This is a genomic window from Hydrocarboniphaga sp., from assembly GCF_028291725.1.
Lineage (GTDB): Bacteria > Pseudomonadota > Gammaproteobacteria > Nevskiales > Nevskiaceae > Hydrocarboniphaga.
In genome coordinates this window covers 29908-55787 of sequence record NZ_JAQGNT010000043.1, presented here as the reverse complement: position 1 = coordinate 55787, position 25880 = coordinate 29908, and the positions used below count along the sequence as shown (strand labels likewise).

Annotated in this window: 21 protein-coding genes; 10 read left to right on the top strand and 11 right to left on the bottom strand. The window is 65.6% G+C overall.

Annotated elements, in window-relative coordinates; genetic code table 11:
* Positions 1-11 precede the first annotated feature (11 nt).
* Positions 12-899 (bottom strand): acyl-CoA thioesterase II, encoded by an 888-nt coding sequence (locus JWQ90_RS12070; RefSeq protein WP_299694055.1) that lies wholly within the window; start codon positions 897-899, stop codon positions 12-14.
* Positions 900-1056: 157 nt separating this feature from the next.
* Here JWQ90_RS12070 and JWQ90_RS12065 point away from each other — a divergent pair, with 157 nt between their 5' ends.
* Positions 1057-2031 (top strand): nitronate monooxygenase family protein, encoded by a 975-nt coding sequence (locus JWQ90_RS12065; protein WP_366919504.1) that lies wholly within the window; start codon positions 1057-1059, stop codon positions 2029-2031.
* Positions 2028-2837 (top strand): enoyl-CoA hydratase-related protein, encoded by an 810-nt coding sequence (locus JWQ90_RS12060; protein ID WP_299694049.1) that lies wholly within the window; start codon positions 2028-2030, stop codon positions 2835-2837. The genes JWQ90_RS12065 and JWQ90_RS12060 overlap by 4 nt, the downstream gene beginning before the upstream one ends.
* Before the next feature lie 71 nt (positions 2838-2908).
* Here the strand turns inward: JWQ90_RS12060 and JWQ90_RS12055 are convergent, their stop codons facing one another.
* The 5 genes from JWQ90_RS12055 to JWQ90_RS12035 all read right to left on the bottom strand — a co-directional run bounded on the left by JWQ90_RS12055 (position 2909) and on the right by JWQ90_RS12035 (position 8924).
* Positions 2909-4420 (bottom strand): class I adenylate-forming enzyme family protein, encoded by a 1512-nt coding sequence (locus JWQ90_RS12055; protein WP_299694046.1) that lies wholly within the window; start codon positions 4418-4420, stop codon positions 2909-2911.
* A gap of 8 nt (positions 4421-4428) precedes the next feature.
* Complete coding sequence (locus JWQ90_RS12050; RefSeq protein ID WP_299694313.1) at positions 4429-5715, bottom strand: MaoC family dehydratase N-terminal domain-containing protein; 1287 nt, start codon at positions 5713-5715, stop codon at positions 4429-4431.
* A gap of 117 nt (positions 5716-5832) precedes the next feature.
* Entirely contained in the window at positions 5833-6804 is a 972-nt protein-coding gene (locus tag JWQ90_RS12045) for a flavin reductase (protein WP_299694043.1), read from the bottom strand.
* A gap of 76 nt (positions 6805-6880) precedes the next feature.
* The gene (locus JWQ90_RS12040) at positions 6881-7972 is read right to left on the bottom strand and encodes an amidohydrolase family protein (RefSeq protein WP_299694040.1); all 1092 of its coding nucleotides are present in this window, start codon (positions 7970-7972) and stop codon (positions 6881-6883) included.
* 100 nt (positions 7973-8072) lie between these two features.
* Positions 8073-8924 (bottom strand): enoyl-CoA hydratase/isomerase family protein, encoded by an 852-nt coding sequence (locus tag JWQ90_RS12035; protein ID WP_299694038.1) that lies wholly within the window; start codon positions 8922-8924, stop codon positions 8073-8075.
* A gap of 233 nt (positions 8925-9157) precedes the next feature.
* Here JWQ90_RS12035 and JWQ90_RS12030 point away from each other — a divergent pair, with 233 nt between their 5' ends.
* From JWQ90_RS12030 to JWQ90_RS12020, 3 genes are all read left to right on the top strand, one after another.
* Complete coding sequence (locus JWQ90_RS12030; protein WP_299694035.1) at positions 9158-10369, top strand: acetyl-CoA C-acetyltransferase; 1212 nt, start codon at positions 9158-9160, stop codon at positions 10367-10369.
* Between the two features lie 23 nt (positions 10370-10392).
* A complete protein-coding gene (locus JWQ90_RS12025) occupies positions 10393-12546 on the top strand; it encodes a 3-hydroxyacyl-CoA dehydrogenase NAD-binding domain-containing protein (RefSeq protein WP_299694033.1) in 2154 nt (717 codons plus the stop codon).
* 106 nt (positions 12547-12652) lie between these two features.
* On the top strand, positions 12653-13792 hold the full coding sequence (locus JWQ90_RS12020; RefSeq protein ID WP_299694030.1) for a phosphotransferase: 1140 nt from the start codon (positions 12653-12655) through the stop codon (positions 13790-13792).
* A gap of 31 nt (positions 13793-13823) precedes the next feature.
* Here JWQ90_RS12020 and JWQ90_RS12015 read toward each other — a convergent pair whose 3' ends face one another.
* The gene (locus JWQ90_RS12015; RefSeq protein ID WP_299694027.1) at positions 13824-14660 is read right to left on the bottom strand and encodes an alpha/beta hydrolase; all 837 of its coding nucleotides are present in this window, start codon (positions 14658-14660) and stop codon (positions 13824-13826) included.
* Between the two features lie 148 nt (positions 14661-14808).
* Here JWQ90_RS12015 and JWQ90_RS12010 point away from each other — a divergent pair, with 148 nt between their 5' ends.
* Genes JWQ90_RS12010 through JWQ90_RS11995 form a run of 4 tightly spaced genes read left to right on the top strand, consistent with a single transcriptional unit; the run spans position 14809 to position 19429 of the window.
* Entirely contained in the window at positions 14809-15912 is a 1104-nt protein-coding gene (locus JWQ90_RS12010; RefSeq protein ID WP_299694024.1) for an acyl-CoA dehydrogenase family protein, read from the top strand.
* An 11-nt stretch (positions 15913-15923) separates the two neighbouring features.
* A complete protein-coding gene (locus JWQ90_RS12005) occupies positions 15924-17135 on the top strand; it encodes an acyl-CoA dehydrogenase family protein (RefSeq protein WP_299694021.1) in 1212 nt (403 codons plus the stop codon).
* A gap of 9 nt (positions 17136-17144) precedes the next feature.
* The gene (locus JWQ90_RS12000) at positions 17145-18356 is read left to right on the top strand and encodes an acyl-CoA dehydrogenase family protein (protein WP_299694018.1); all 1212 of its coding nucleotides are present in this window, start codon (positions 17145-17147) and stop codon (positions 18354-18356) included.
* On the top strand, positions 18356-19429 hold the full coding sequence (locus tag JWQ90_RS11995) for an acyl-CoA dehydrogenase family protein (protein WP_299694015.1): 1074 nt from the start codon (positions 18356-18358) through the stop codon (positions 19427-19429). The genes JWQ90_RS12000 and JWQ90_RS11995 overlap by 1 nt, the downstream gene beginning before the upstream one ends.
* Positions 19430-19535: 106 nt before the next feature.
* On the opposite strand, the gene JWQ90_RS11990 is transcribed toward JWQ90_RS11995, so the two are convergent.
* The 3 genes from JWQ90_RS11990 to JWQ90_RS11980 form a co-directional block, all read right to left on the bottom strand.
* The gene (locus JWQ90_RS11990; RefSeq protein ID WP_299694012.1) at positions 19536-19877 is read right to left on the bottom strand and encodes a hypothetical protein; all 342 of its coding nucleotides are present in this window, start codon (positions 19875-19877) and stop codon (positions 19536-19538) included.
* A 78-nt stretch (positions 19878-19955) separates the two neighbouring features.
* Positions 19956-20612 (bottom strand): TetR/AcrR family transcriptional regulator, encoded by a 657-nt coding sequence (locus tag JWQ90_RS11985; RefSeq protein ID WP_299694009.1) that lies wholly within the window; start codon positions 20610-20612, stop codon positions 19956-19958.
* Entirely contained in the window at positions 20609-21595 is a 987-nt protein-coding gene (locus tag JWQ90_RS11980) for a TonB-dependent receptor (RefSeq protein WP_299694006.1), read from the bottom strand. Before JWQ90_RS11980 ends, JWQ90_RS11985 begins: the two co-directional genes overlap by 4 nt.
* Before the next feature lie 173 nt (positions 21596-21768).
* Between JWQ90_RS11980 and JWQ90_RS11975 the strand changes: the two genes are divergently transcribed.
* Positions 21769-24147, top strand: a complete 2379-nt coding sequence (locus JWQ90_RS11975; protein WP_299694003.1) for a TonB-dependent receptor — start codon at positions 21769-21771, stop codon at positions 24145-24147.
* A 70-nt stretch (positions 24148-24217) separates the two neighbouring features.
* On the opposite strand, the gene JWQ90_RS11970 is transcribed toward JWQ90_RS11975, so the two are convergent.
* Entirely contained in the window at positions 24218-25867 is a 1650-nt protein-coding gene (locus JWQ90_RS11970; RefSeq protein ID WP_299694000.1) for a GntR family transcriptional regulator, read from the bottom strand.
* Positions 25868-25880 lie beyond the last annotated feature (13 nt).

The window sequence follows — 25880 nt, the reverse complement described above, 5'->3', positions numbered from 1 at the left end:
CTGCGGACGCTTCAGCCGAGCAGGCGGAGCATCGACTCCTGAGTCGCGCTCGCGATGCGCATGCCGCCGCGATCGTAGATGGCCGCGTTCACCAGCCCGCAGCCGTCCTCGACGACCGCTGATTCGGTGTCGAACAGCAGCCATTCGTCGACCGCTGTGCCGCCGTGCAGCCACAGGCTGTGATTCAAGGTCGGCGCGGCGAAATCGCGGCCCAGCCGCTGGCGGATGTGCGGCATCAGCATCGCACTGTTGAAAAAGGCGTCGGACAGGAAGCCCAGCAGCAGTTCCTGTGCGCGGGGGGCCGCATCGGTGCCGTTGCTCGGGCGGATCCAGTAGCGCAGTCGCGGCTCGCCGGGGCCGAACAGGAATGCGCGGCCGTCGATCGGGCGTATCTGATAGTGCGGGATGCCGGTCAACACCCGGCGCATGCCGTCGCTGAGTTCACTGCGATGGAGATCCGCGAGTTCGGCCAGGCCCGGCAAGGCCTCGGGCGGGGGAACCGCCGGCATCGTCTGCGCGCGCCGCGGCCCTGGCTCGCGCCGCTTGAAGCCGCAGCTCATCTGGAAGGCGAGGCGGCCTTGCTGGCGCACGACCACATCGCGCCGGCTGTAGCTGCGGCCTTCGAGCGTCGGCGTGACCTGGTAACGCGGCGGCGGATCGAGATCGACCGGGGTCAGGAAGCCCGCCTGCAGCATATGCAGCCGGCGCTCGTCGGCGACATCGGCCGCGGCAGCGGCCAGGCCCTGGGCGATCATCTGTCCGCCGAATACCTTGCCGCCGATGTTGGGCACGCTATGCAGCGCGCTGAATTCACCGTCGCCGCAGGCCGTCACCCGCATCAGTTCGGGCAGCGAGGCCCAGGTTCGGCGAGCGGCGGGCTTCTGGGTGTCATCCGGCATCGGGTCGTCTGGCTCACGGTGTCTGCGTCGCGTTATAATACAGGTACCTGTAATGATACCTGTAATGGAGTCGCGCGAATCTGCAAAAAGTCAGCGCGGGCCAACACATCCCTTGGGCGGAGTGAAGATGAGCGATACCGGAGTAGCGGCACCTGCGATCAGGACCCGTGTCAGCGAGATGCTGGGCGTGCGTTACCCGATCATCCAGGGCGGCATGCAGTGGGTCGGCTTCGCCGAGATGGCATCGGCCGTGTCCAACGCCGGTGCCTTCGGCATTCTCACGGGGCTTTCGCAGCCGACGCCGGAAGCTCTCGCCAAGGAGATCGCTCGCTGTCGCACGATGACCGATCAGCCCTTCGGCGTGAACCTGACGGTATTCCCGACGATCTCGCCGCCACCGTACGGCGAGTACATCGATGCGATCATCGAAGGCGGCATCCGGGTCGTCGAGACCGCTGGCCCGAAGTCCTCGGATCACTGGGCAAAACTCAAGAGCGCCGGCATCAGGATCGTTCACAAGTGCGTTGCGGTCCGCCACGCGCTGAGCGCCGAGCGCGCCGGCGTTGACGCGATCAGCATCGACGGCTTCGAATGCGCCGGACATCCCGGCGAGGACGATATCCCCGGCCTGGTGCTGATCCCGATCGCGGCTAAGGCGCTGAAGATTCCGCTGATTGCCTCGGGCGGCATCGGCGACGGGCGCGGCATGGCGGCGGCGATGGCGCTGGGTGCCGAGGGCATCAATATGGGCACGCGTTTCGAGGTCACGAAGGAGGCGCCGATCCACGAATCGATAAAGCAGGCGCTGCTTGCCGGTAGCGAGCGCGACACCAAGCTGATCTTCCGTACGATGAAGAACACCGCGCGAGTGTTCCGCAACGCCGTTACCGAGGAGGTCGTCGCGATCGAAAACCGCCCCGGCGGTGCGAAGTTCGAGGACATCCGGCACCTGGTCGCCGGCTCGCGTGGCAAGGCCGCGCTGGACGCGGGTGACCCCAACGGCGGCGTGATCACCGCCGGCATGGTGATCGGACTGATCGACGACATTCCCAGCTGCGAGGAATTAGTGCAGCGTATCGTCCGTGAATGCCGCGCGCAGCTGTCCGGCGCGCTAGCCGCAATGGGCTCATGAGCGAAGTTCCAGAACGGGTGCTGTACGAGCGCGAAGCCGGCCTGGCGCTGATCACGCTGAACCGCCCTGACCGCCTCAACGCGCTGTCGGGGCCGGTGATGGACCAACTGCTTGCGTACGTGCAGGCCGCGGCCGACGATCGCAGCGTGCGTGCGGTGCTGCTGCGCGGCGCTGGCCGCGCCTTTTGCGCCGGCGGCGACATGAAGTCCGGCTCGGGCAACCGCGAAGAGCTGGCGCAGATGACGCCGGAGGATCGCACTGCGCAGCTGCGTCGGCGCATGGAGGCAGCGAACCTGATGCATGCGATGCCCAAGCCGACGGTCAGCGCGCTGCGCGGCGCCGTCATGGGTGCCGGTGTCGGGCTGGGCCTGTCGGCGGATTTCCGCATTGCGTCCACGACACTGAACATCAACACCGCGTTCACCGCGCTGGGTTTCTCAGGCGATTACGGCGGCGCGTATTTCCTGACACGCCTTGCCGGTGTGTCCGCAGCTCGCGAGCTGATGATGCGATCGCGCAAGGTCGGTGCCGATGAGGCGCTCAAGCTCGGCCTGGTCACACGCCTGGTTGCCGACGAAGAGCTCGACGAGGCCGCACTGAACCTCGCGCGCGAGCTTGCGGCGGGTCCGGGCGTTGCGTTCCAGCACATGAAGCGTGCGCTGAACGCCGCGGCCGACGGTGCATCCTGCGCGCAGGTGCTCGATCTCGAAGCCGCGGCGATGGTTCGCACTGCGGAGACCGCCGACCACAAGGAAGCGGTGCGCGCGTTCGTCGACAAGCGCAAGCCGGATTTCAGCGGGCGATAAGATCGGCGATAGATCGGCGATAGATCGCGGTTGCGGCAGGGCCGGCAGCATTTGCCGCACCGCGCAGGCGGCTACTGCCGGAATAGCGCCCGCACCGCCGGCTGGCTGACCTTCATCGATGGCGTACGCGGCAGTTCGTCGACGAAGCGGAATTCCACCGGGATCTGATATGCGGTGAGCCGGCTGCGAAGATAAGCGTTCAGCTCCTCCTTGCCGGGCTGCGGCACACCCGCATTGGCGATCAGCGCGGCGACCGGAACCTCGCCGAGGCGCTCGTCCTTCAATCCGACCACCGATGCCTCCTTGATCGCCGGGTGGCCTTCGAGGACTTTGACGACTTCGTCGGGGTGGATCTTGAAGCCGCCGCGCAGAATCGCGTTGTCGGCGCGGCCGGTGATGAACAGGAAGCCGTCGGCGTCGAGGATCGCGCGGTCGGTGGTGCGCGTCCACGCCGTGGCATCGCCAAGCTGTGCACCCCGCAATTCGAGCAGTCCGTCGCGGCCCGGCTCCAGCGGCTCGAAGCTCTGCAGATCGACAATGCGCGCCTCGACGCCGGCCTGCAGCCGACCGACTGCGCCGCGCTTGTCCTGGCGATGCCGCTTGAAGTCTTCGATGCTCCAGCCGGCAACGGCACCGGCGAATTCGGTGGCGCCGTAGTTCTGCAACACGGGGATGCCGTAGCGTTGGTAGAACTCGTCGGCAACGGCCGGGTCCAGCGGTGCAGTACCGGTGCGCAGCGCCAGCAGGCTCGCCAGATCTTCCTTCGGCAGTTTGGCGTCGAGCAGCATGCGCAGCATCGTCGGCGGGCCAGCGAACATGCGCGGCCGATGGCGCTTGACTGCGTCATGCCAATCGTCGACCTTGAAGCGTTCCATCAGGCAGCACTTGCGTCCGCCGGCAATGCACTGGATGGGCGTCCACAGACCGCTGATATGGGTGAACGGCAAGGTCAGTATCATGGTCCCGGAGCGCAGTTGCGGCCGTGCGTCGGCGCCGCCTTTCTCGTAGGCCTGACCCGCGGCGAAACCCATCTCGAAAGCCCGGGTGTGCATCGGGATGCGCTTGGGCTTGCCGGTGGTGCCGCTGCTCAGCATCTCGACGATCACGCCGGGCTGTTCGCGCCGCAGGCGCTCGCCGCGCGGCTTTTCCAGCCCCGGCACGAATGCCGGCAGCTGGGTGATGTCGTCGGCCAGCGCGATCACGGCGCTGCCGGCTGCGCGCAGCGCTTCGAGCACGCCGGGCCGCTCGAACTCGCTGCGCTCGCCAATCACCACCGGCAGCTGCAGCGTCGACAGGTCGTCGAGCAGCTTGTCGTCCGGCAGCACAGGATTGAGCGTGACCATGCAACGGCTCGATACGATCGCCGCGAGCATCGCCGCCAGCTGCGGCGGTCGGTTGCGCAGCAGGATGCCAACGCGCGTGCCAGGGCCCAGGCCCGAGTGGGTCACGAGTGAGTCGATCGCGCGTACCTGGGCATCCAGGACACCCCAGCTGATCCATTGGCGCTGGAACTCGACCGCCGGCGCGGCGGGATCGATCGCCATCACCGCTTGAAGTGTCTGCGCTACCGATGCCATCGCCATGCGAGCCTTCAGGACTTGCCGCGGCGGCGCGCCGCGTTCAGTTCCCAGTGTCGCGCCATCATCCGGATTGCGCGCTCCTTCAACTCGGCCGGCGGCTCGGGCAGCAGCACGGGCTTGTGCTTGCTCGGCAGCGCGATCGATGCATCGCACAGCAACGTGTCTTCGCCGCGCTGGTTGGTCATCTTCACCTTGACGTCGACCAGGTTCAGACCGGCGTCCTCGCGCTTGCCGGTGATCTCGCCGCTGATGAACTGCACGTCGCCCATGTAGTTGAACTTGCGGATTTCGTCGTACTGGCGATACACCCATCCGTCATCGCCGGCCAGGTCGGTGAGATAACGATAGACGTAGTTCTCGCGCATCACGCCGTAGTCGTAGGCCATCGGGTTGCCGATCGCCTGCGCCCAGGCGCTGTCCCAATGCAGCCGCTGCGCCACGTCCGGAATGCCGTTCTCGTTCTTGATGTAGAACGGCGCGATGCGTTTGCGGTTCTTGTGCCAGTAGCGGCCCACGCGCAGGCCGTAGGGCACCCAGCCGTAACCGCCGGCATGAAAGGTGACGATGTCGGTCGTCGTCAGCGGCCCGGACGCCGACGGCCGCAGCGGGGCGCCGACCACCGCGTCCTCGAAGTACCAGCGATCGGCGCCGCGCGGCACGTCCTGGGCGTAGATCTCGTCGATCTTCGCGATCGCCTCGTCGTCGTACTTTGCCGGCTCCAGCTTGGAGTACTTGCCTTTCTCACGCGCGGTCTTGCGCTCGGTGAGGATCTCGCGGTACCGGTAGACCGCGACGATCTCCGCGCGCTGGTTGATCTTCACCTGGCGCGTGATGCGGTTGACCTTGCGGCCGGCGAATTCCGAGGGCTGCACTTCCAGCGTTTCGGCACCGGTAAAGCTATACAGCGTGTCGCCGGGATAGATCGGCCGGTAGAACAGCCACTCGCCGCCGGAGATGAACACGTGGATGCCGCGGAACACGCTCTTGGTCTGCGCTTTGATGTCCGCGTCCAATGCGTCGCCCAGCATCGGCCTGTTGACCACGCCGGCCATCATCGTCGGCGCGATCACGCCGCCCCAGCGGGTGCTTTCGGCGTACTCAGGATCGCAGTGCAGCGGGTTGTCGTTGCCGCAGCCGTAGGCGAATGTGCGGATGTTGTCGGCGGTCGCGGTGTGGATCTGCTCGTTGTCTCGGGCGGCAAGGTCGATTCCCAGCAGCAGGCGCGCGCGTTCGATGTCGTGGTCGGTGAGTTCATAGGCCGTGGCCTTCTCGAACTCCTTCTTCAGCTCGTCCTTCATGTCGGCCACGGTGCGCATCCTCTGGGTAGCCGGCCGCCATGCGGCGACCGTGTTGTTGTCTTTAAAAGAGATAGTTCTATGTAGCGCGCTGGCGACGGTCAGTCATGGGCCGTCGCCTCAGCGCTTGCGCAGCAGCGGCGGCAAGCCCCGCGAAGTGCTGCGGATGACGCGCCTCAGCAGTTGCTTGAGCAGTTGCGACTCGGAGTAGTCGAGCTCGCTTTCCGCATCGGATTCGGCCGACTTGGCGACGGCGAACAGCTCGATCATTGCGCGGCGGCCGCTGTCGGTCAGGCTCAGCCGCCCATCGCCGCGCACGAGCAGGCCGCGGCCCGCCAGCCCGGCGATCAGCTCTTCGCCCAGCGTATGCCCGGCGAAGCTCATCAGGGTGCCGATCTCGTCAAGCGGCAGATCCTCGTCCACGCCCAGAATACTCAGCAGGTAGTACTCGTTCTCCGAGAGGCCGCGTCGTGAGAACTCGTCGCGAATCGGCTTGAACAGCTGGCTGTAGGCAGCGCCCAGCAGGTAGCCGAGAAAGTCGCGGCTGAAGCTGCTCTCGGCCGCCGCCTCGTCGACCGGCACAGGCGCGGGACTCGCAGCCTGCTTGACCACCAGCCCGTACTTGCCGCTGTGAAAGACCAGAGGCGGCTTGTCGAAATGATCGAAACGCATGACCTCGCCGACGAAAATTTCGTGATCGCCGCCTTCGTATCGGAACGCGGTGCGACACTGGAAGCGCGCCGAACAGCCCTCGAGCAGCGGTACACCGCCTTCGCCGCGCGCCAGCGTTGTACCAGCGAACTTGTCCGCGCCACGCTTGGCGAACAGATCCGAAATCGCGCGCTGATCTGCCGCCAGGATGTGCACCGCGAAATGCGGGTTGTGCACAAACGCGGCGAGGCTCAGCGAGGTCTTCGCCAGGCTCCACAGCACCATCGGCGGGTCCAACGACACCGAGTTGAAGCTGTTGGCCGTCAGGCCGATGTCGCGGCCTTCCGCATCTACGGTGGTGACGATGGTGACGCCGGTGGTGAAGCTGCCCAGTGCGTCGCGAAATTGGCGGGTATCGGGTTTGACAGCAGCCTGTGACATGGCCGGATCTCCAGCAGGAATGCAGCCGACGAAGCGGGGGTTAAAGAGCGGCACTGGCCGCCTTCCGCTCCGAATATCAGGCCTTGGCGGCGGCCGCGCGCGGCAGGCGGAACAGGCGTGCCGCATTGCCGCCGAGAATATCAGTCTTTTCCTGCTCTGAAATATCGATGCCCTCAAAGAGGCGGGTGATCACATCCTTCGAATGCGGAAAGGTGCCCTCGGCATGCGGGTAGTCCGAGGCCCACATGATCGCCTGCGTACCGAGGATGTGGCGGGCCTCGATACAGGCGCGATCGTGCTGGAACGAGGCGTGGACCTGACGGCGGATGATGCCGCTCGGTGGCAGCGACAGCTTGGGCTTCACGAACACGCTGTGCGCCTCGTAGACCTCGTCCATGCGCTCGGACAAGGCGGCGAGCCAGCTGGCGCCACATTCGATGATCGCGACCTGCGTGCCGGGATTGCGGTCGAGCACGCCGCCCGCGACGAGGTAGGTCACGACGTCGATGCCGTCGTTCATCTGCTTGGTATAATTGATCACCGCGGCGCCAGCGCCGCGCTCCTGCACCACGTTCTCCAGGCCGGTGCCGGTATGCATCACCAGCACGATGCCGGCGATGCAGGCCGCGGCGAATACCGGGTCCCAGGCTTCGCTGTTGTACTTGGGTACGCCCGCAGGAATCACCGAAGGCAGCATGGCCGCGGTGAAGCCCATGCCGGCGAGCCGGCCGATCTCGGCGACCGTGTTGTTCAGGTCGCGCACCGGCAATACGCCGCAGCGCACGAACTTGTCGAGGTGCTCGGCGAAGAATCGCGAGTTCCAGTCGTTGTAGATCTGGCAGCTGCCGAGCTCGGCTTCCGCGTCGGTGATCATGTACAGCCACAGGCCCAGCGACGGGAAGCTGATCTCGCCGTCGATGCCGTCCTTCTCCATGTCGAGCAGGCGGCCCTTGATTTCGCCGGCGCCGATGCGTTTCTCTCCGGCGAGGTCGACCACGTTCAGGCGAATCTTGTAGATGACCTGGTCGCCGGCCTTGGTGACGATGGTGTCGCCGTCCTTGATCGCGTGGACCGCCCATTTCTGCATCGAGGCGGGCAGGCCCTTGCTGAAGAGGTCGTTGGGTTCGCGGATATGGGAGTCGGCGCTGAAGATGAAGGGACGGGTCATGGGCTCCTCCTGACGCGAATTCAATTAGCTAACTGTTTGCAAATTCTATAGAGATATCTGTTTTTAATCCAGCGCGCGATGTGCCGCCGGGAAACCGGCGCTAGCGCACCTCGAACTGCTTGACGGAGGCGAGCAGCGCATCGCGGTCGAGCGTGGCCTGCGCGATGGGGTTGCCGAGCATCGGGTTCTTCATCGATTGGGCCAGCGCGGCGTAGCGCGGCAGGTCCTGCGACTCCCAGACGGCCTTCACGCTGCCCTGCAGGGCGATGGCCGGTTTCAGCGCGATCCGGGCGGCCAGTTGCTGCGCGCGCTGCCAGAGCGGTTCGTGGCCGTCGACGATCTCGGTCACCAGGCCGATGCGCAGCGCAGTCTTCGCGCTCATGCGCTCGTCGTTGCCGAGCAGCACCATGCGCATGACCTCTCCGTAAGGGATGCGGTAGGTCAGACCGATCGGTTCGATGGCCGCCACCAGGCCGTAGGTCACGTGCGGATCGAAGAACTCGGCATCGTCCGAGCAGATCACGAAGTCGCATTCGCTGACCCAGTAGAACGCGCCGGCGCAGCACAGTCCATGGACGGCGCCGATCACCGGCTTCCAGCAGCGGTTCGACTTCGGGCCGAGGAATTCGCCCGGATCGCGCTGGTCGAAGGGCCGGCTGTAGTCCACAACCGCATCGTCGCCGCTCGCCTTCACATCGGCGCCGGTGGAGAAGGCACGGCCTTCGGCTGCGCGCAGCACGATCACGCTGACCGCATCGTCATTCTGCAGCGCCGCCCAGAGCTGCGCGAACTCCCGAAGCATCGGCGTGTTGAACGAGTTCATCGCTTTTGGCCGGTTGATCGTCACGGTCGCGATCTTGTCGGCACCCACTTCCACTAGCAGGGTCTGGTATTCCACGGCTTGGCTCCTCGTTCTTCCAGTCAATGGCGGAGAACGATAGCCGGTCGGCACTTCGGACCCCTTTAAAAGGTACCTGAATAAGGCGATCCGTTCAACGCGGCAGTTGGATGCGCTGACGGCTGGCTTGCGCGCCGGCTCTTCATTCCGCTCGCTGTGCGCTCGGGTCTTACTTGTCGGTAGATAGGCCCGCGCCGTATCATCGTAAAAACAGGTACCCGAATAGGCTGAGTGCCTTTCCGAGGCTGCCGGAAAGTCCAATGGAACCCGCCAATGGAACCCGAACGATGACCGACGCATACATCTATGACCACGTCCGCACGCCGCGGGGACGGGGCCGCAGCAGCGGATCACTGCACGAGGTGCCGCCGATCGAGCTGATCACGCAGGTGCTGCAGGCGCTGCAGCAGCGCAATGCACTCGATACCTCGCGCGTGGACGACGTGGTGCTCGGCGTGGTGCAGCCGGTCGGCGAACAGGGTTGCGACATCGCACGCACCGCGGCTCTGTATGCAGGCTGGGACCACGGCGTGCCGGGGATCCAGATCAACCGCTTCTGCTCGTCCGGCCTGGATGCGGTGAACCTTGCCGCAGCCCAGGTGATGTCCGGGCAGGCGCAGCTGGTGGTGGGCGGCGGCGTCGAGTCGATGTCGCGGGTGGCGATGGGAGCCGACGGCGGCGGCGCCTGGGGCAGCGATCCGATCGTCACCTACAACACCTACTTCGCGCCCCAGGGTATCGGCGCCGACCTGATCGCGACGCGCTGGGGGTATTCGCGCCAAGACCTGGACCGCTACGCGCATGCCAGCCAGCAACGCGCCTCGCGCGCCTGGAGCGAAGCCCGCTTCGCGCGCTCGGTTCTGGCGGTGAAGGACGAACTGGGCTTTACGCTGCTCGACCGCGACGAGCACATCCGCGCCGAGGCCACGCTTGCCGATCTGGCGGTGCTGAAGCCGGCGTTCACCCTGATGGGCGAGAAGGGTGGCTACGATGCGATCGCCTTGCAGCGCTATCCGGACGTCTTCGCCATCGATCACCTGCACACCGCCGGCAATTCAAGCGGCATTGTCGACGGTGCCGCCGGTGTACTCGTCGGCAGCCGCGAGATCGGCGAGCAGCTGGGCCTGAAGCCGCGTGCCCGCATCCGCGCATTCGCGTCGGTCGGCTCCGAGCCCACGATCATGATGACCGGCCCGCAGCCGGCTACCGAGAAGGCCTTGCGCAATGCCGGCATGTCGGTTGCCGATATCGACCTGTTCGAACTCAACGAGGCCTTTGCTTCCGTGGTGCTGCGCTACATGGAAGCGCTTGCGATTCCGCACGAGCGGATCAACGTCAACGGTGGCGCGATCGCGATGGGGCATCCGCTCGGCGCAACCGGCGCGATGATACTCGGCACCGTGCTCGACGAGCTGGAGCGCAGCGGCAAGGGCACCGCGCTGGCCACGCTCTGCGTCGGCCAAGGCATGGGCTGCGCGACGATCATCGAACGTATTTAGTCGAACGAATCTAGGACAAGCCCATGGCCGATCTGCATTGTTCCATCGACGCCGACGGCGTCGCCCTGCTGACACTCGATGTCGCCGGCAAGTCCGCCAATGTGGTGACGGATTCGATGCGCATCGCGCTCGCCGACGCGGTGGAGCGCATCGCCGCGGATCCGGCGATCCGGGGCGCCGTGATCACCTCGGCCAAGAACGACTTCATGGCCGGCGGCGACATCAATGCGATGATCGCATTCTTCGACACGCTGACCGACGAGCAGCAGGTTTACCGCGAAATTTCGCGGCCGTTCACGGAGGTGCTGCGCCGGCTGGAAACCTGCGGCAAGCCCTTCGCCGCGGCGATCAATGGCGCCGCCATGGGCGGCGGGCTGGAGCTTGCGCTGGCCTGCCACTGGCGTGTTGCGGCCGATGATCCGAAGGTGCTGATGGGCCTGCCCGAGGTCGGCATCGGCCTGATGCCCGGTGCCGGTGGTTCCCAGCGCTTGCCGCGCCTGATCGGTATCCAGAAGGCGGTGCCGTTGATGCTGCAGGGCAGGCCGCAGACCGCGAAGCAGGCCCTGGACCTCGGCATCATTCACGCGGTGGTCCTACCGCCTGATCTGCTATCGGCGGCGAAGCACTGGGTGCTGCAGGGCGATGCGGTGCAGCCCTGGGATCGCAAGGACTTCAAATTCCCTGGCGGCGCGGCGTTCCAGCGCGCGGAAATCGGAGGCTTCTTCAACCTGGCGGCGACCAGTGCGGCCGGCACGACGCAGCGTAACCAGCCGGCACCGGTCACGCTGCTGTCGGCGGTGGCGCGCGGTAGCGTCGTGCCGATGGATGCGGCGCTGCGCATCGAGTCGCGCCTGTTTACCCAGCTGCTGATGAATCCGGTCGCGCGCAACACCATGCGCACGATGTTCGCGTCCAAGGGCGCTTGCGACAAACTCGCGCGGCGGCCAAAGAACGTGGCGCCGCTGGCGATAAAAAGCGTCGGCGTGATCGGCGCCGGCCTGATGGGCATGGGCATCGCGCAGGTGTCGGCTCAGGCCGGTGCCACGGTGGTGGTGATCGATGCCTCGCAGGCGCAGGCCGAGGCCGCGAAGCAGCGTCTTGCCGACGGCTTTGCGAAGCAGATCGAGAAGGGCCGCATGAAGGCCGACCAGGCCGACGCGATCCTGGCGAAGATCGAGGCGGCGTCGGACTACGCGCGGCTGGGCGATTGCGACATCGTCGTCGAGGCCGTGTTCGAGGACCGCAAGCTCAAGCGCGAAGTCTTTGCGCGTGCGCGCGCCGCGATGCGGCTGGACGCGATCCTGGCGTCGAACACCTCGTCGCTGCCGATCAGCAGCCTCGCTGAAGGCGTGGCCGCGCCGGAGCGCTTCATCGGCCTGCATTTCTTCTCGCCCGTGGATCGCATGGCGCTGGTCGAGGTGATCCGCGGCCACGCCACGAGCGACGCCACGCTGGCGCAGGCGCTGGATTACATCAAGCTGCTGCGCAAGACGCCGATCATCGTCAACGACAGCCAGGGCTTCTTCACCACGCGCGTGATCAGCGTGTATCTGTCCGAGGCGATGGGCATGCTCACCGAAGGACTGGCGCCTGCGCTGATCGACAATGCCGCCCGGCAGGCGGGCTTCCCGGTCGGGCCGCTGGCGCTGATCGACGACCTGACGATCGAACTCGGCTATCACGCCAGCTGCCAGTATCGCAGCGACGCCGGAGCGGCCTGGGTCGAGCCTTACGGCTTCCGGGTGCAGGCGAAATTCTGCGAGGAGCTGGGCCGCAAGGGACGCCGCTACGGCAGCGGTTTCTACGACTACGTGGACGGCCGGCGCGTGGCATGGAAAGGCCTCAGCGAGGTCTATCCGCCTCAGGCCGGACCGCCTGCTGTCGAGGCGATCAAGTCTCGCCTGCTGTACATCCAGGCGCTCGAGGCGGCGCGCGCGTTCGAGGAGGGCGTGATCAGCGATCCGGGCGAAGGCGATGTCGGTGCGGTGCTCGGCATCGGTTTCCCCGGATATACCGGCGGCCCGTTCTCGCTGATCGACACCGTCGGCATCGCGGCTTTCGTCGCTGCCTGCGAGCATCTGGCCGATCGTCACGGTGAGCGTTACCGACCCAGCGCCTGGCTCCGGGCGCGGGCTGCACGTGGCGAAGCTTTCTACCGTCGCGCGGCGGCCGCATGAAAATGCGAAGCGGGCTCGGACGCGACAGCGTCAGCAGGCCGCTAAGGGTTCCGATCGGCACAAGCATGGTTCATCGAGTGTTTCATCGAGCGGCCTGGAGATTGCTTTGAGCATCGTATCCGCCCTCTCCGAAACCGTGCTGTCGCTCTCGCCCTGGTTGCCGCGAACCGGACCGGTCGCGTCGGCCCAGCTCACCCCGCGCTGGCTGACGCAGCAGATCGCCGCCGACGTGCCTGGCGCCGAGGTCGAGCGGATCGAACGGCTCGACGGAAACTCGGGCACCACGGATCGCCGCCGGCTCGCGCTGCACTGGAACGAGCGCGGCAAGTCGGCCGGACTGCCGGCAAGCGTCTTCATCAAGAGCACGCCGCTGACGGCGAGCAGCCGCCTGATGGTGGCGCCTTTGCAGATGGCGGTGAACGAGGTTCGGTTCTACCGGACGGTTCGCCAGGATCTCGCGGATGTCGCACCCCTGGCCTACGCTACGCATCTGGGCCGCGGCGCGCGTTTCATGCTCGTGCTCGAAGACCTGTCGCTGCGCGGATGCCGGCCGTTCTCGCTGGCCGACGAGGCCGACCTCGACCACCTGCGCGGCATGATGGTGGCGCTGGGTACGGTGCACGCTCGCTTCTGGAACAGTCCGCGGTTCTCGTCCGATCTGTCGTGGCTGGCGACCGAGCGCGCGCGACCGGCGTTCTCGCTGATGATGATGGTGCATCGCCGCTTCCGGAAGCGCTTCCTGAAGCCGGAAACACAGGCGTCCGATCCGGTACGCCGCCTGGCGCGCGTGCTGATCGACAACGAGCAGGCAGTGATCGACCAACGCGAGCGCGGGCCGCTGACCCTGGCGCACGGAGATTGTCACCTCGGCAACACCTACCGGCTCGCGGATGAGGAGCGCAGTGGCCTGCTGGACTGGCAGATCGTTCATCGTGGCGCGGGCCTGCGCGAGCTCGCCTATTTTCTCGGCCCCGGTGCCCCGATCGAACTGCGCCGGCGCCATGAGAAAGACCTGCTGGCGCTTTATCTCGACACACTCGCGTCGCTGGGTGTGCGCGACGCGCCCAAGCCGGAACAGGCCTGGGACCTGTACCGTTTTTGGATGAGCTATGCCTGGGACGCAGTGCAGATGACGCAAATGTGGGCGGGCCTGCAGGCGCCCGCCAACCTCACCGCTTCCTGGGCGCGCGTCTGCGCGGCTGTCGAGGATCTGGACGTCGCGGGCGCCGTCAAGGACGCAATCTGACAGGACCTGCGGCGACACAACTCCGAGAGATTCACGCGCGCAGCTGCGCCAGGATTGCCGCGGCAAATTCTCGTGGGCGTTCGTACTGCATGAAGTGCCCCGCGTCGGACATACGATGAATCCTCAAGCCCGCGGCGAACCACGCCTGCTGTCCGTCGAACATCTCGCTGCCGACACAGCCGTCCTGCCCGCCGCAGATCTGCAGCGTCGGCACGCGGATCACGGCGTCCGTCAGCGCCCGCTGATCGCGCTTCAGTGTCCCGGGTATGAAAGCACGGTAGTACGCGAGCGCGGCCTGCAGGCGTTGCGGCTGCGTAAAGGCTTGCTTGAGGAACGCCAGATCCTCGTCGCGAAAATCCCAGCTTGGCGACCAGCGCCGGATCAGGTTTTCGAGCCATGCGAAATTGCGCCGGCGGATCAGCCGCTCCGGCAGCCACCGCAGCTGGAAGAGCAGCGCATACGCCGATCGCCGGGCCTGCTTCAGGCCGGTGTTGCGTGTTGAATGGCCCGGATGCGGGATCGCTGCGGTGACCAGATGGCTCAGCCGTTCGGGGGCGATCGCGGCGGCTGCATAGGCCGCGAGCGCGCCCCAGTCGTGGCCGACCAGGACGAAGCGTTCGGCCCCGAGCGTAGCGGCGATCGCGAGGGCGTCCTCTCCGAGGCGGCGCAGCCGGTAGTCCCCGTCCGGCGCGAAGCCGCTGGGTGCGTAGCCGCGCATGAACGGTGCGACGACGCGGTAGCCCTCCTCAGCAAGAATCTTCATCGTGGCTGTGAAGCCGAACGCCGTGTCCGGAAAGCCGTGCAGCATCAGGATCAGCGGGCCGCTGCCGCGGTCCAGATAATGGAAACTCAGGCCGTTGGCCTGCACGTCGATACGAACTGTCTCCATCGGTTCACCCAGCTTGTCAGTCTTCGGAGCCACGCCGTATCATACCTGACAAAAGAGGTATCCCAATGACTAGTCACTCGGTCGCAGCGCTACGTTACTCGATCCGCGGCCTGGAGCCGCCACCGGCATGAATTTCGAATTCTCCGATGAGCAGGAGTCGCTGCGCGATCAGGCCCGCCGTCTGTTCGCGAACGCGCCGGCGAAGGCGCGCATGCTGCTCGAAGCCGATGCCGGGCACGATGCGGAATTGTGGTCGCACGCCGCCGGCATGGGCCTGACCGCGGCAGCGATCGCCGAGCGGCAGGGCGGACTCGGCCTGGGCGCGTTGGAACTGTGCGTCGTTGCAGAGGAGATCGGGCGGAGCCTCGCGCCGATCCCGTTCAGCTCGTCGGTGCTGGTCGCGACCGAGGCGCTCAAGCTGGCGGGCGGAGCCGCCGCGGACGAATGGCTGCCGCGGCTCGCGGCGGGCGAGGTGATCGCCACGCTCGCTTTCACCGAAGGCAGCGGCGTCTGGAGCACGGCGCCTCGGGGGCGCGTTCGCGACGGCCGCTTCGACGGCATCAAGACGCCCGTCGCCGATGCGGCTTCTGCGCAAATCGCGATCGTGTCGGCACGCTCGGATGAAGACGGTGATGGCTATGGTTGGTGGCTATTGCCCTTGCAGGGTGTGGCGCAGATGCCGGTGACGGCGATCGATCGCATCCGCAAGCACGCTGCGCTGAATTTCGTGGGGACGCCGGCGCAGCGCATCGGCTCGCCCGGCAGCGGTGCCACGCTGACTGAACGCCTGCTCGACATCGCCGCGGTCTATGTCGCCTTCGAACAGCTCGGCGGTGCCGAGGCGATGCTCGCGATGAGCGTGGACTACGCCAAACGGCGGCGTGCCTTCGGCAACGCGATCGGCGCGACGCAGGCGGTCAAGCATCGCCTCGCCGACATGTACACCAAGGTGCAGCTTGCGCGCGGCCATTGCCTCTACGGGGCCTGGGCCTTGTCGACGGCGGCTCCCGAACTGCCGCTGGCCGCGGCCGGCGCGCGGCTCGCCGCGAGCGATGCGTTCTGTTATGCGGCGGAAGAGGGCATCGAGATCCACGGCGGCATCGGCTTCACCTGGGAGAACGACTGCACGCTGTATCTGCGCCGTTCACGCCTGCTGGCGCAGATGCTCGGCCATCGCAGCCGCTGGTCCGACCGGCTGGTACGCGCGCTCATCGCAGGCCGCGCTGCCTGAGGAGCCTGAGCATGGATTTCAAGGATTCACCGGACGAAGCGAGCTATCGCGCTCAGGTGCGGGCCTGGCTGGCCGAGCACGCGCCAGGTCACGAGTTGCCCAGGGATCGCGATGCCAGCGAGGACGAACTCGTCGCGCTTGCACGCCGCTGGCAGGCGGCAAAAGCGGCGGCCGGCTACGTCGGCATCACCTGGCGCAAGGACGTGGGCGGGCAGGGCGGCACGCCGCTGCAGTCCGTGATCTTCCAGCAGGAAGAGGCGCGGTACCGTGTGTCTAACGTGCCGTTCGCAGTGACGATGGGCATGTGCGTACCGACGATCTACACCTACCTGACTCCGGAGCGCGCGCTGCCGATGGTGAGACGCGCTGTCGACGGCGAGCAGATCTGGTGCCAGCTGTTCTCAGAGCCAGCCGCGGGCTCCGACCTGGCCGGCATTCGCACGCGCGCGCAGCGCGATGGCAGCGACTGGGTGATCAACGGGCAGAAGGTGTGGACCTCGTACGCGCATCGCTCCGACTACGGCATCTTGCTGGTGCGCACCGACCCCGGCGTGGTCAAGCACAAGGGTCTGACCATGTTCTATCTGGACATGAAGACGCCTGGTGTCGACATCCGCCCGATTCGCACTTTGCCCGGCGAGGCCGAGTTCAACGAAGTGTTCCTGACCGACGTGCGCATCCCCGATTCGCAGCGTCTCGGCAATGTCGGCGAAGGCTGGAAAGTGTCGCTGACTACGCTGTCGCATGAACGCATGGCGATCACCAAACCCGCCGATGCTCCCGGAGTGGATGAGCTGATCGCGCTGATGCAGGCGCTGCCCGGCGAGTCCGGTGGCACGCAGGTCGATGATCCTTCGGTGCGCGATGCGATCGCGCGCTTCTACGTCAACGACATGGGCCTGGAGTTGCTGCGCATGCGCGCGCAGACCGCGTTGTCGAAGGGCCAGGCACCGGGCCCGGAAGCCGCGATCGGCAAGCTGGTGATGGCGAAGACGCGGCAGGATATCGGCGCGTTCGCGCTCGACCGCCTGGAGCAGGCGGGCATCGCCGAGACTGACGACCTGCGCATCAAGCCTTTCCGGTATTTCTACTGGTGGGCGCCCGGCCTGCGCATTGCCGGCGGAACCGACGAGATCCTGCGCAACATCATCGCCGAACGCGTGCTGGGCCTGCCGGGCGATCTGCGCCTGGACAAGGACCTGCCGTTCAACCAGATCAAATAGGGAACCGGCATGGACCTCAGCTACAGCACCGAGTACGAGACTTTTCGTGGCGAAGTGCGCGCGTTCCTGGCCGAGCACTGGCCGCCGAAGGGCGATGAGGCCGCGCTGAAAAAGCGGGAACAGGAGTCGCGGTTCCGCAGGCGTGCCACCGAAGCCGGTTATCTGAATCGCAGCATTCCCAAGCGTTACGGTGGCTCCGAGCAGGCGCCCGACCTGCTGCGCGCCGGCATCATCCGCGAAGAATTCAACCGCGTGCGCGCGCCGATGGAAGTCGCCGGCCTGGGCATGATGATGCTGGTGCCGACGCTTCTCGAGTGCGGCGCCGAATGGCAGAAGGAACAGTTCGTCGCGCGTACCGTCAGCGGTGAGATTTTTTGGGGACAGGGCTACAGCGAGCCGAATTCCGGTTCTGACCTTGCCTCGCTGCGAACCCGAGGTGAGCTGATCGACGGCGCGAACGGGCCGGAGTGGATCATCAACGGCCAGAAGATCTGGAGCACGTTCGCGCAGTATGCGCACTACATGTTCGCGCTGGTGCGCACCGAACCGGACGCGCCGACCAAGCACGCCGGGATTTCCTATCTGCTGATCGATCTGAAGCAGCCGGGGATTACGGTGCGCCCGCTCAAGCAGATGACCGGCGGCGAAGAATTCTGCGAAGTGTTCTTCAGCGATGCGCGCACGCCGGCGCACTGGATCGTCGGCGCGCGCGGCGAAGGCTGGAAAGTTTCCAAGGCCACGCTGAAGCACGAGCGCAGCTCGGTCGGCGGCGCGGCGGCATCGCGCGACCTGTTCCTGAAGCTGCTGGAACTGGCGCGGCGCACACCGCGCAACGGCAAACCCGCGATCGCCGACCCGCTGATCCGTGATCGGCTGGTGCAATTGCAGGGCAGCGTCGAATCCCACTTGTATTCGAGCTATCGCCAGCTGTCGATGGCCGGACGCGGTCAGGATCCCGGCCCAGTCACACTGATGAACAAGCTGGTGTCGACCAACATCGGCCACGACATTGCGCGGCTTGCGCGCGACATCATCGGCGACGATCTGATGATCGCGCCGCAGGCCGAAGGCGCCGGGGGCGCCGGTCCGGAGAAATGGAACAACCAGTTCATGGGCGCGCTCGGTGTCGCGATCGCGGCGGGCACGTCCAATATCCAGCGCAACGTGATTGCCGAGCGCGGCTATGGACTGCCGCGCGACCCGGCTACGGACAAGACCTGATGAATTTCCTGCTCTCCGACGACCAGACCGAGGTCCAGAGTGCTGTCCGACGCTACTTCGACAAGGCGCTGCCGTCGTCGCGCCTGCATCGATGCTTCGATGCCGAGGCCGGCTTTGACACCGAACTGTGGCGCGGCTTCGCGCAGATCGGCGTGACGGCCATCGCCTTGCCAGAGGACCATGGCGGACTCGGCCTGAAGCTGATCGATCTCGCTCTCGTCGCCGAGGCGGTCGGCGCGGCGGCAGCGCCAGTGCCTTTCCTCGGCCACGCGCTGGCGAGTCTGGCGATCGCCTGGGCTGGCAGCGAAGAACAGAAATCGCGCTGGCTGCCCGCGCTGGCCGAGGGCTCGGTGCTCGCGACGATCGCATTCGCCGATGCCGGCGGATGGCAGCCCGAACAGTGGTCACTGGCGTCCGCCGATCGACTGCTCGGCAGCAAGCGGCACGTATTCGCCGCGGACGTCGCAGACCTGATCGTGGTCGGCCTCGCCGGCGGCGAGCTTGCCGTGATCGAGAGAAACGCTGCCGGGCTCGTCGTCGCCGATGAAGGCGGCATCGATCGCACGCGTCGGCTGTTCACGCTGACACTGGAAGGTACACCAGCCGAACGTCTGCCCGAAGGGGCAGTTCAGTCCGCGCGTCTGCGCGACGCTGCGCTGGTGCTGCTCGCAGCCGACGCCTACGGCGGAGCAAAGCGCTGCCTCGACCTCGCAGTGGAATACGCCAAGACGCGCCAGCAGTTCGGCCAGGTCATCGGCCGCTTCCAGGCGCTCAAGCATCAGCTCGCCAACATGGCGGTGGAGATCGAGCCGGCGCGCGGTCTGTACTGGTTCGCTGCCTATGCTTTCGATGATGTGCAGGATCGCGCGGCGCATTCGGCGGCGCTGGCCAAGGCGCACCTTACCGATCGCGCCTTGCAGTTGGCACGCGACGCCGTCGAGGCTCACGGCGGCATCGGCTACACCTGGGAATACGAACTACACATCTGGCTCAAGCGCGCGATGCTCGACTACGCCTGGCTCGGTGCGCCGCAAGAGCATCGTGCTCGCGCTGCGGACCTCGCTGGCTGGTAGTCGCACAGATTTTGTACAGCCCGGCCTGGCGCATGGCGCCATGCCGGGCAATATTGAACCGCGAAGTTCGTTAGAAAGCCGCGCACCTGTCGGGATCTGTGTCGTTTTAGCGCGCTGCGCGGTATCCAAGCAGTAAACTCTCAGCGCTGCCAGTTCCCCTGAAGCTCGCGATAAAGATGTAAGCGAGTGAGAACGCGCCGCCACCGAGGATCGCCAGAAGTCCGCACGGCAAGCCGACCATGGCGCTCTTTTCGCGGTAAACGATCCAGGCTGCCATCAACAGCAGGTGGGCTGAGAAATCGCCATTGAACTGCGCGCGCCAGGGATGGCCGAAGTCACCGATGAACGTGGCGCCGGCCTGGTCGACGCCAAGGGTGAGCACTGCATGGATCGTGATCCCTACGACCAGCAGCCATGCGATTGCCACGACGCCACGGAAGATTTGCATCGTCAGCTCCTGTCACCGGAGCCTTGACTCTATACCGGCGGAATTTACATGACAATGACATGTCACGAATCAAGACGCTCAGCTTAGACCTCCGAGCAGATCATCGAGAGCCTCTCCGACTTCGGCGGCGCGTCGCTTGGGATTCTTCGAGTGGGCGACCAGCAAAGCGGCTTCCATGACGCTCCCGAAGATCAGATGCGCCAGCGGTTCCACTGGCCGTTTCCTGATCCGGCCGGATGACATGGCAGCAGCGAGCGCCGAGGTAATCGACCCCAGGCTGTATCGCTGCTCGATCTCCCTCCAGCGCTCCCAGCCCAGAACGGCGGGACCGTCAATCAGCGTGATGCGTTGAACGTCGGGCCGCGTTACGGCGACGAGATAGTGTTTGATTCCGGCGCGAAAAGCGGTCCACAGATCGAGCGACGGGTCGCGTTTATCCGCAGCCGTACTGGTCAGCTCGCTTTCCACGGCGTCGAAGACGGCGAGAAACATCGCCTGCTTGCCGGGGAAATGGTGGTAGAACGCGCCGCGCGTCACGCCAGCGGCGGCGGCGAAGTCGCGCACACCGACCTCGTGGTAGCCGCGCGTCGTCAACAGCTCGCGAGCCGCTTGCAGCAGCGCGGTGCGGGTGGCTTCCGCTTTCTGCGCGCGCCCACCACCCTTGCGCTGACTCGAGCCGCGAGCCGTGCTGACAACCGTGAAAGCGGCACCTGGTATTTTTTGTGACACGGTCATTTCGGATACGTGCAGCGCCGTGGGTCAGCGTCGGCATGATCATGACCGGTGCGAAGGAGTTTCCCAAGTGCCGCCAGGTTGATGCGCAGGCTGGTCGCAACCGCCCACTGCAGGTCGGCCTCGACGCCCTGCACCGTGGCTCTGTCGGCGTTCTGGAACTGGACGATGCCGCCACTGAGCAGCGACACGATCTGCGTGTGGAACACCGCGCCGTTGATCTGCACGTGATGATCGAAGCATTGCGTCTTGCCACCGGCCTCGTAGCCGGTCACGGTTTCCGGCTTGATCTGGGTCGGAGCCGACGTCAGGTTGACAATGTTGAAGCTGCCGCTCTTGAACGCGCGCTGCGCCGAGACGTAGAACAGCAGGTCGTCCATCGGCTTCATGCTGACGGTTGCCTTGGCGTCGACGAGATTGCCGACAGGATCGAGCAGGCTGATCAAATTGGTGAACTGGTCCACGGCCGGCACCAGCGCGGCGGGCAACGGCAGTGGAACCGTGCCGCTGCCCAGGCCCGCGAGGCCATCCTGCAGCCCGGCGACGTAGAAATGCACCGGGTCGTAGCCCACGGTGCTGTCGAGGAAATAGAGGCCGGCGATCCACTTGAAACGCTCCGCCCCGACCGTGATGCCCGCCGCCTCTAGCTGGTCACCGGTGAAGGCCGAAATCGAAATCGGAACGTCCTGCAGGCGCTCCTCACGCTTCTGCGCCGTGACCGTGACCGTGACCTCTTCTATGCCGTCGGATCGGGAGGAAGACTCCTGGGGCGATACAGTATCCGTCGCGGCCGTAGCGGTCCCGGCGGGATGCCGGGATCTTCGAGCCCCGGTTGCCTGAGAGCTTGTATCACCTTCAATCCGGTCAAACAAGTTCCTCAATAGAGCACTCATCGTTTTCAGTCGGCGTGCAACCGGCAGCTGCGAGCCTGCCGGAAAGCATCTGATGTTGCGGGTTTGGGCGTTCGTGCAGAAAAAACCTGACATCCGCATCGGTATCCATAACGGAAGGAAGGTCGGCTCAGAATCGACGGAAATTATATTGAGATATCTCTAATGATGGAGTACCTTGTGCCCGACGGAGCGAGCCCAAGACGGCCGCCTATGCAGCCATAAATAAGAACCAAGCCATTCGGTGTGGTCGCGAGGAGGAGATGATGATGAGCAAATCTGGACGGAGTCTGCGTCTCAACAACTGGGCGGTGGCAATTGCCTGTCTTTCGTTCACGGGAAGCGCCTTCGCGCAGATCGCGGCGCCCAAGACGGACACGGCACCGGCCCCCGATGCGGCGCCGGGCCAGACGGCCGCCTCGGGGGCCGGCGTCATCGACGAGGTCGTCGTCACCGCGCGCAAGACCAGGGAAAACATCCAGGATGTCCCGGTTGCGATCACCGCGCTTGGCGGCGACGCGCTGGCCGAGGCGTCCATCTTCGACGTGCAGGATATTCAGACCCACACGCCGAACATCTATATTCGCACGGCTCCGGGGCAGGGCCAGGCGATCGCAATCCAGATTCGCGGGCAGGTGCAGAACGACACCGTGGCGACGCTCGACCCATCGGTCGGCTTCTACCAGGACGGTATATACATCGCGCGACCGTTCGGCTCGAACGTGTCGTTCGTCGACGTGCAGAGCGTGCAGGTACTGCGCGGCCCCCAGGGAACCTTGTTTGGCCGCAACACCACCGGCGGTGCGATTCTGCTGACCAGTAACGATCCGGTGTTGAACAGCTACTCCGGCTCGCTGGCCACCGGCGTGTCCAGTTTCGATGGCGTGAAGTCCGAAGCGGTGGTCAACATCCCGCTGATCAACGACAAGTTGGCCTTGCGCGTGGCGGGCCAGCGCGTCACCAATGACGGCTACGCCTTTGACGCGACCAACCAGCGCGGCACTGGTAGCGAGCACCACACGCTGCTCCGCGCCAAACTGCTGTTCAAGGCCACTGACGAACTGAGCTTCCTGGCTTCCGGCGAGTACATCGATCTCGATCAGATCAACGTCGGCTCGGATTTGGCTTTCGCCAGCCCCTTGCGTTTTGCCGACTTCAACGGCGACGGCGTGCCGGACGATTTCAACGGCGACGGTCGGCCCGACCCGGTGGACGGAGTGGCTCGTGGTTTTGTGCTCGGCGCGTCCGGCGGTACCGACACGATCGACAACTACATCGGCCGTCCCTACACGTCGAACAATAACGCCGGCTTCCGGCCGACGTCGACTCTGCAAGTCAAGAGCCTTGGCCTGACGACAACACTCGAACAGGAATGGGCCACCATCAAGCTGATCGCCGGCTATCGCGAGAACGGGAATATCTTCAACGCGATCGACTTCGACAGCACGCCGTATCCGATTCTCGATACGACACTGGACGGCTATGGACGTCAGTCGAGCGTAGAACTGCAGTTCACCGGCACCGCGTTCGAACATCTCAAATGGGCAGCGGGCGGCTATTACTTCAGTGAAGGCTCCTACGAGCATTCGATCAGCACCGCATTCGGCGGTGCGGCGGTCACCGTGTTCGACGGCAATGTCGATGGCGACAGCGCCGGCGCCTATGCCCAGGGCAGCTATTCTGTGACCGAGCAGCTGACCGCGACGGCCGGTCTGCGTTACTCCTCGGACAAGAAGAAGCTCGAGTCGCACAACGTTGCCAACGGTGTCTGCGTGGTTCCGGGCGTCGCCGCAGGCGAGGAGTGCTCTGGCAAGTTCAGCGACACCTTCAACAAGACCAACTACCTGATCGGCACCGATTACAAGATCACCGAGGGAGTTCTGGCCTATGGTTCGCTGACCACCGGTTACCGTGCAGGCGGCGAGAATCTGCGTGCGAACTCGGTGGCGTCGTTCCAGCCCTTCGACCCCGAAGAGGTCACTCAGTACGAGTTGGGCCTGAAGTCCGATCTGCTGGGGCGCAGGTTACGGGCGAATGCGGCGGTGTTCTACTCCAACTACGACAATATCCAGCGGTCGGTGATCGTGACCGCGGCCGACGGCACCAACGCGACCATGGTGGTCAATGCGGCCAAGGCCGAGGTCAAGGGCGGCGAGCTGGAGCTCACGGCCTTGCCGATTGATAGCCTGGAACTGACGGCGTCCCTCGGCATCACGCGGCCCAAGTACAAGCGCTATGTCGACGCGCAGGGTGTCGACCGCTCGCACGAGCCGTTCGACCTGGTCCCCAAGATGACGTACATGCTCGCGGGCACGCATACGGCTGAATTCAACGGATTCAAATGGCGCAACAGCCTCGACTGGTCGTGGCAGGACAAGGTGATCAGCTCGTCTGCGAACATCCGTTCGTTCGCCGCTGAGGATCAGGCGGCCGTCGAGGACGCGCTAACCCAAAAAGCCGTGGGCGTGCTCGGCGCTCGCAGTTCGCTGGACTTCGACAACGGCCTCGGTGTTTCGCTGTGGGGCAAGAACCTGAGCGACGAGCATCGCTACGCGGCCCAGCTCGGCTTCGGTGCGCCGGTCGGCATCGTGGTGCGCTACCCCGAGGTGGGTCGCGAGGTCGGCATGGACGTGAGCTATCGCTTCTGATTGAACGTGGCTGACTGCATTGCAGGAAGCGGGGCCGCGAGGCTCCGTTTTTTTGGCCCGTTCCGACGTATCAGAGCAGTTGTTCCAGAAGGTCCGACGGAGGTCGCGCGTGGGGGCGCAGCAGTCCGCCGATGCGCCGTGCCAGCAATAGCTCGCGGCGGGCCAGGCTGTCGTCGCCGTCCTGCATGGCGCGAGCGACCAAACGCATCTGCGACAGGTAGTCGCGGTATCGGTTGGTGTATTCCGCTACCAGCGCAGCCGTGGTCGAGCGGCTGTCGACGCGCAGCAGTCCGCCGAGGATCTGAACGAACACAATGAAGATGGGATTGCCACTGGCAGCGGCCAGCCCTTCGTAAAGCCGCTGCATATGACCCTGGACGTCGGCCGTGTCGGGCTGGGCGTCGATCGCGGTGATAAAAGGAATCAGCACATCGGCTCCGTGCTGGCGCGAACGCTGAACCGCAGCGGTCGCTGCGGCGAGTTCGAGATCCTGAGAAAACTCCAGCAGGCCGTCGACCCGCATGTCGAGGAATCTCAGCAGCAGCACGGCGCTGCGGGCGGCAGCGGTCGAATCCGCTGCGGCCACGCAGACGCCGCCGTTGCGGCCTTCCTCGGTGCGCAGCACGCCGTTGCGTTCCAGATAGCGGACGGCCTCGCGCAGTACGCCGCGACTCACTCCGTAGCGCTGCAACAACACCGCCTCGCTGTCCAGGCGGTCACCGTCGCGATGCCCGCCGCCAAGGATCGCCTGCTGAAGTTGCAGGGCCAGCGTATCCGCCCGCTTGACCGGCTGTTCGGGATGAAAGACGGCGGCGATCCGAGCCGCGATCCGCAACGCGTCGTCGGCGCTCAGCGAATGGGTATCGGCGGTTGCGCGGGACGTGGCGAGATACCGTTCCAGCCATTGCGAGCCCAGCTGCGCGTTGGCCGCTATCGCAGCGGCGGCGTCGCCGCCAATCACGCTCTCGAGCTGTCCGCGACGAAGCGAAACAATGCGGCGCGCAAATGCCAGCGAATCCGCGTCGCCGCTACCGCGCAGGCTGGCCTGGAACCGCGAGAGGCCGAGGTAGGCAAGCGCGGAGCCGAAAATCTGCAGTGCCGGATTGCGCGTCATTGTGAGCAGGCCGGCGTGCAATTGAACCGCGCGCGTCCAGACCGGGTCGACATCGTCGGCAAGCTCCCGGTTGCCCAGTTCGCGCATTCGTGACACGTCTTCGCGTCGGCACCGGCGTGCGGCGAGCTGGAACATCAGGCCGTCCAGAAGGCCGAACGCCTGCAGCAGATGCAGCCCGTCTACGGGTGCCAGGCTCAGGTAGTTACCAAGCATGCTGGAGACGACGTCCTCCGCCGGCGCCGCGATCAGCAGGCCGCCGCCGGGGCCGCGCTGGCGCCGTGTCATGCCGTCGCGCTCGGTGATCGCCAGGGCTTCACGCAATACCGAGCGGCTTACGCCGAACCGGGTCGCTAGATCCTCTTCGCGCCCAAGGGCGCGCCCGACCGGCCAGCCCAGACGCAGGATTTCCTCCTCGATGCGCCTTGCCAGCTGTGGCGCAAGCTTGCCTTCGAGTCGCGAATCGTCACCGAGCCGGCTGGCCCAGGACGCAACCGGTACCGACACCGCTTCATTGCCCCCGCTGCCGAGGGTGGACCGCAACCTCGGCACGGGCGCGGTCCCGGTTCCGGACGCGACGTGCGCCGATCGAATGCGTTTCAGGCTCACTTGCTTCGCTCGC

What these genes read in the sequence shown, in the direction of transcription:
- JWQ90_RS11990 (WP_299694012.1), bottom strand. Translation starts at nt 19,877, where the DNA reads ATGCAAATCTTCCGTGGCGTCGTGGCAATCGCATGGCTGCTGGTCGTA.
- JWQ90_RS11985 (WP_299694009.1), bottom strand. Translation starts at nt 20,612, where the DNA reads ATGACCGTGTCACAAAAAATACCAGGTGCCGCTTTCACGGTTGTCAGC.
- JWQ90_RS12025 (WP_299694033.1), top strand. Translation starts at nt 10,393, where the DNA reads ATGGCCGATCTGCATTGTTCCATCGACGCCGACGGCGTCGCCCTGCTG.
- JWQ90_RS12000 (WP_299694018.1), top strand. Translation starts at nt 17,145, where the DNA reads ATGGACCTCAGCTACAGCACCGAGTACGAGACTTTTCGTGGCGAAGTG.
- JWQ90_RS12030 (WP_299694035.1), top strand. Translation starts at nt 9,158, where the DNA reads ATGACCGACGCATACATCTATGACCACGTCCGCACGCCGCGGGGACGG.
- JWQ90_RS12005 (WP_299694021.1), top strand. Translation starts at nt 15,924, where the DNA reads ATGGATTTCAAGGATTCACCGGACGAAGCGAGCTATCGCGCTCAGGTG.
- JWQ90_RS11975 (WP_299694003.1), top strand. Translation starts at nt 21,769, where the DNA reads ATGAGCAAATCTGGACGGAGTCTGCGTCTCAACAACTGGGCGGTGGCA.
- JWQ90_RS12060 (WP_299694049.1), top strand. Translation starts at nt 2,028, where the DNA reads ATGAGCGAAGTTCCAGAACGGGTGCTGTACGAGCGCGAAGCCGGCCTG.
- JWQ90_RS12050 (WP_299694313.1), bottom strand. Translation starts at nt 5,715, where the DNA reads ATGAAGGACGAGCTGAAGAAGGAGTTCGAGAAGGCCACGGCCTATGAA.
- JWQ90_RS12045 (WP_299694043.1), bottom strand. Translation starts at nt 6,804, where the DNA reads ATGTCACAGGCTGCTGTCAAACCCGATACCCGCCAATTTCGCGACGCA.
- JWQ90_RS12070 (WP_299694055.1), bottom strand. Translation starts at nt 899, where the DNA reads ATGCCGGATGACACCCAGAAGCCCGCCGCTCGCCGAACCTGGGCCTCG.
- JWQ90_RS11980 (WP_299694006.1), bottom strand. Translation starts at nt 21,595, where the DNA reads ATGTCAGGTTTTTTCTGCACGAACGCCCAAACCCGCAACATCAGATGC.
- JWQ90_RS12055 (WP_299694046.1), bottom strand. Translation starts at nt 4,420, where the DNA reads ATGGCGATGGCATCGGTAGCGCAGACACTTCAAGCGGTGATGGCGATC.
- JWQ90_RS12010 (WP_299694024.1), top strand. Translation starts at nt 14,809, where the DNA reads ATGAATTTCGAATTCTCCGATGAGCAGGAGTCGCTGCGCGATCAGGCC.
- JWQ90_RS12040 (WP_299694040.1), bottom strand. Translation starts at nt 7,972, where the DNA reads ATGACCCGTCCCTTCATCTTCAGCGCCGACTCCCATATCCGCGAACCC.
- JWQ90_RS11995 (WP_299694015.1), top strand. Translation starts at nt 18,356, where the DNA reads ATGAATTTCCTGCTCTCCGACGACCAGACCGAGGTCCAGAGTGCTGTC.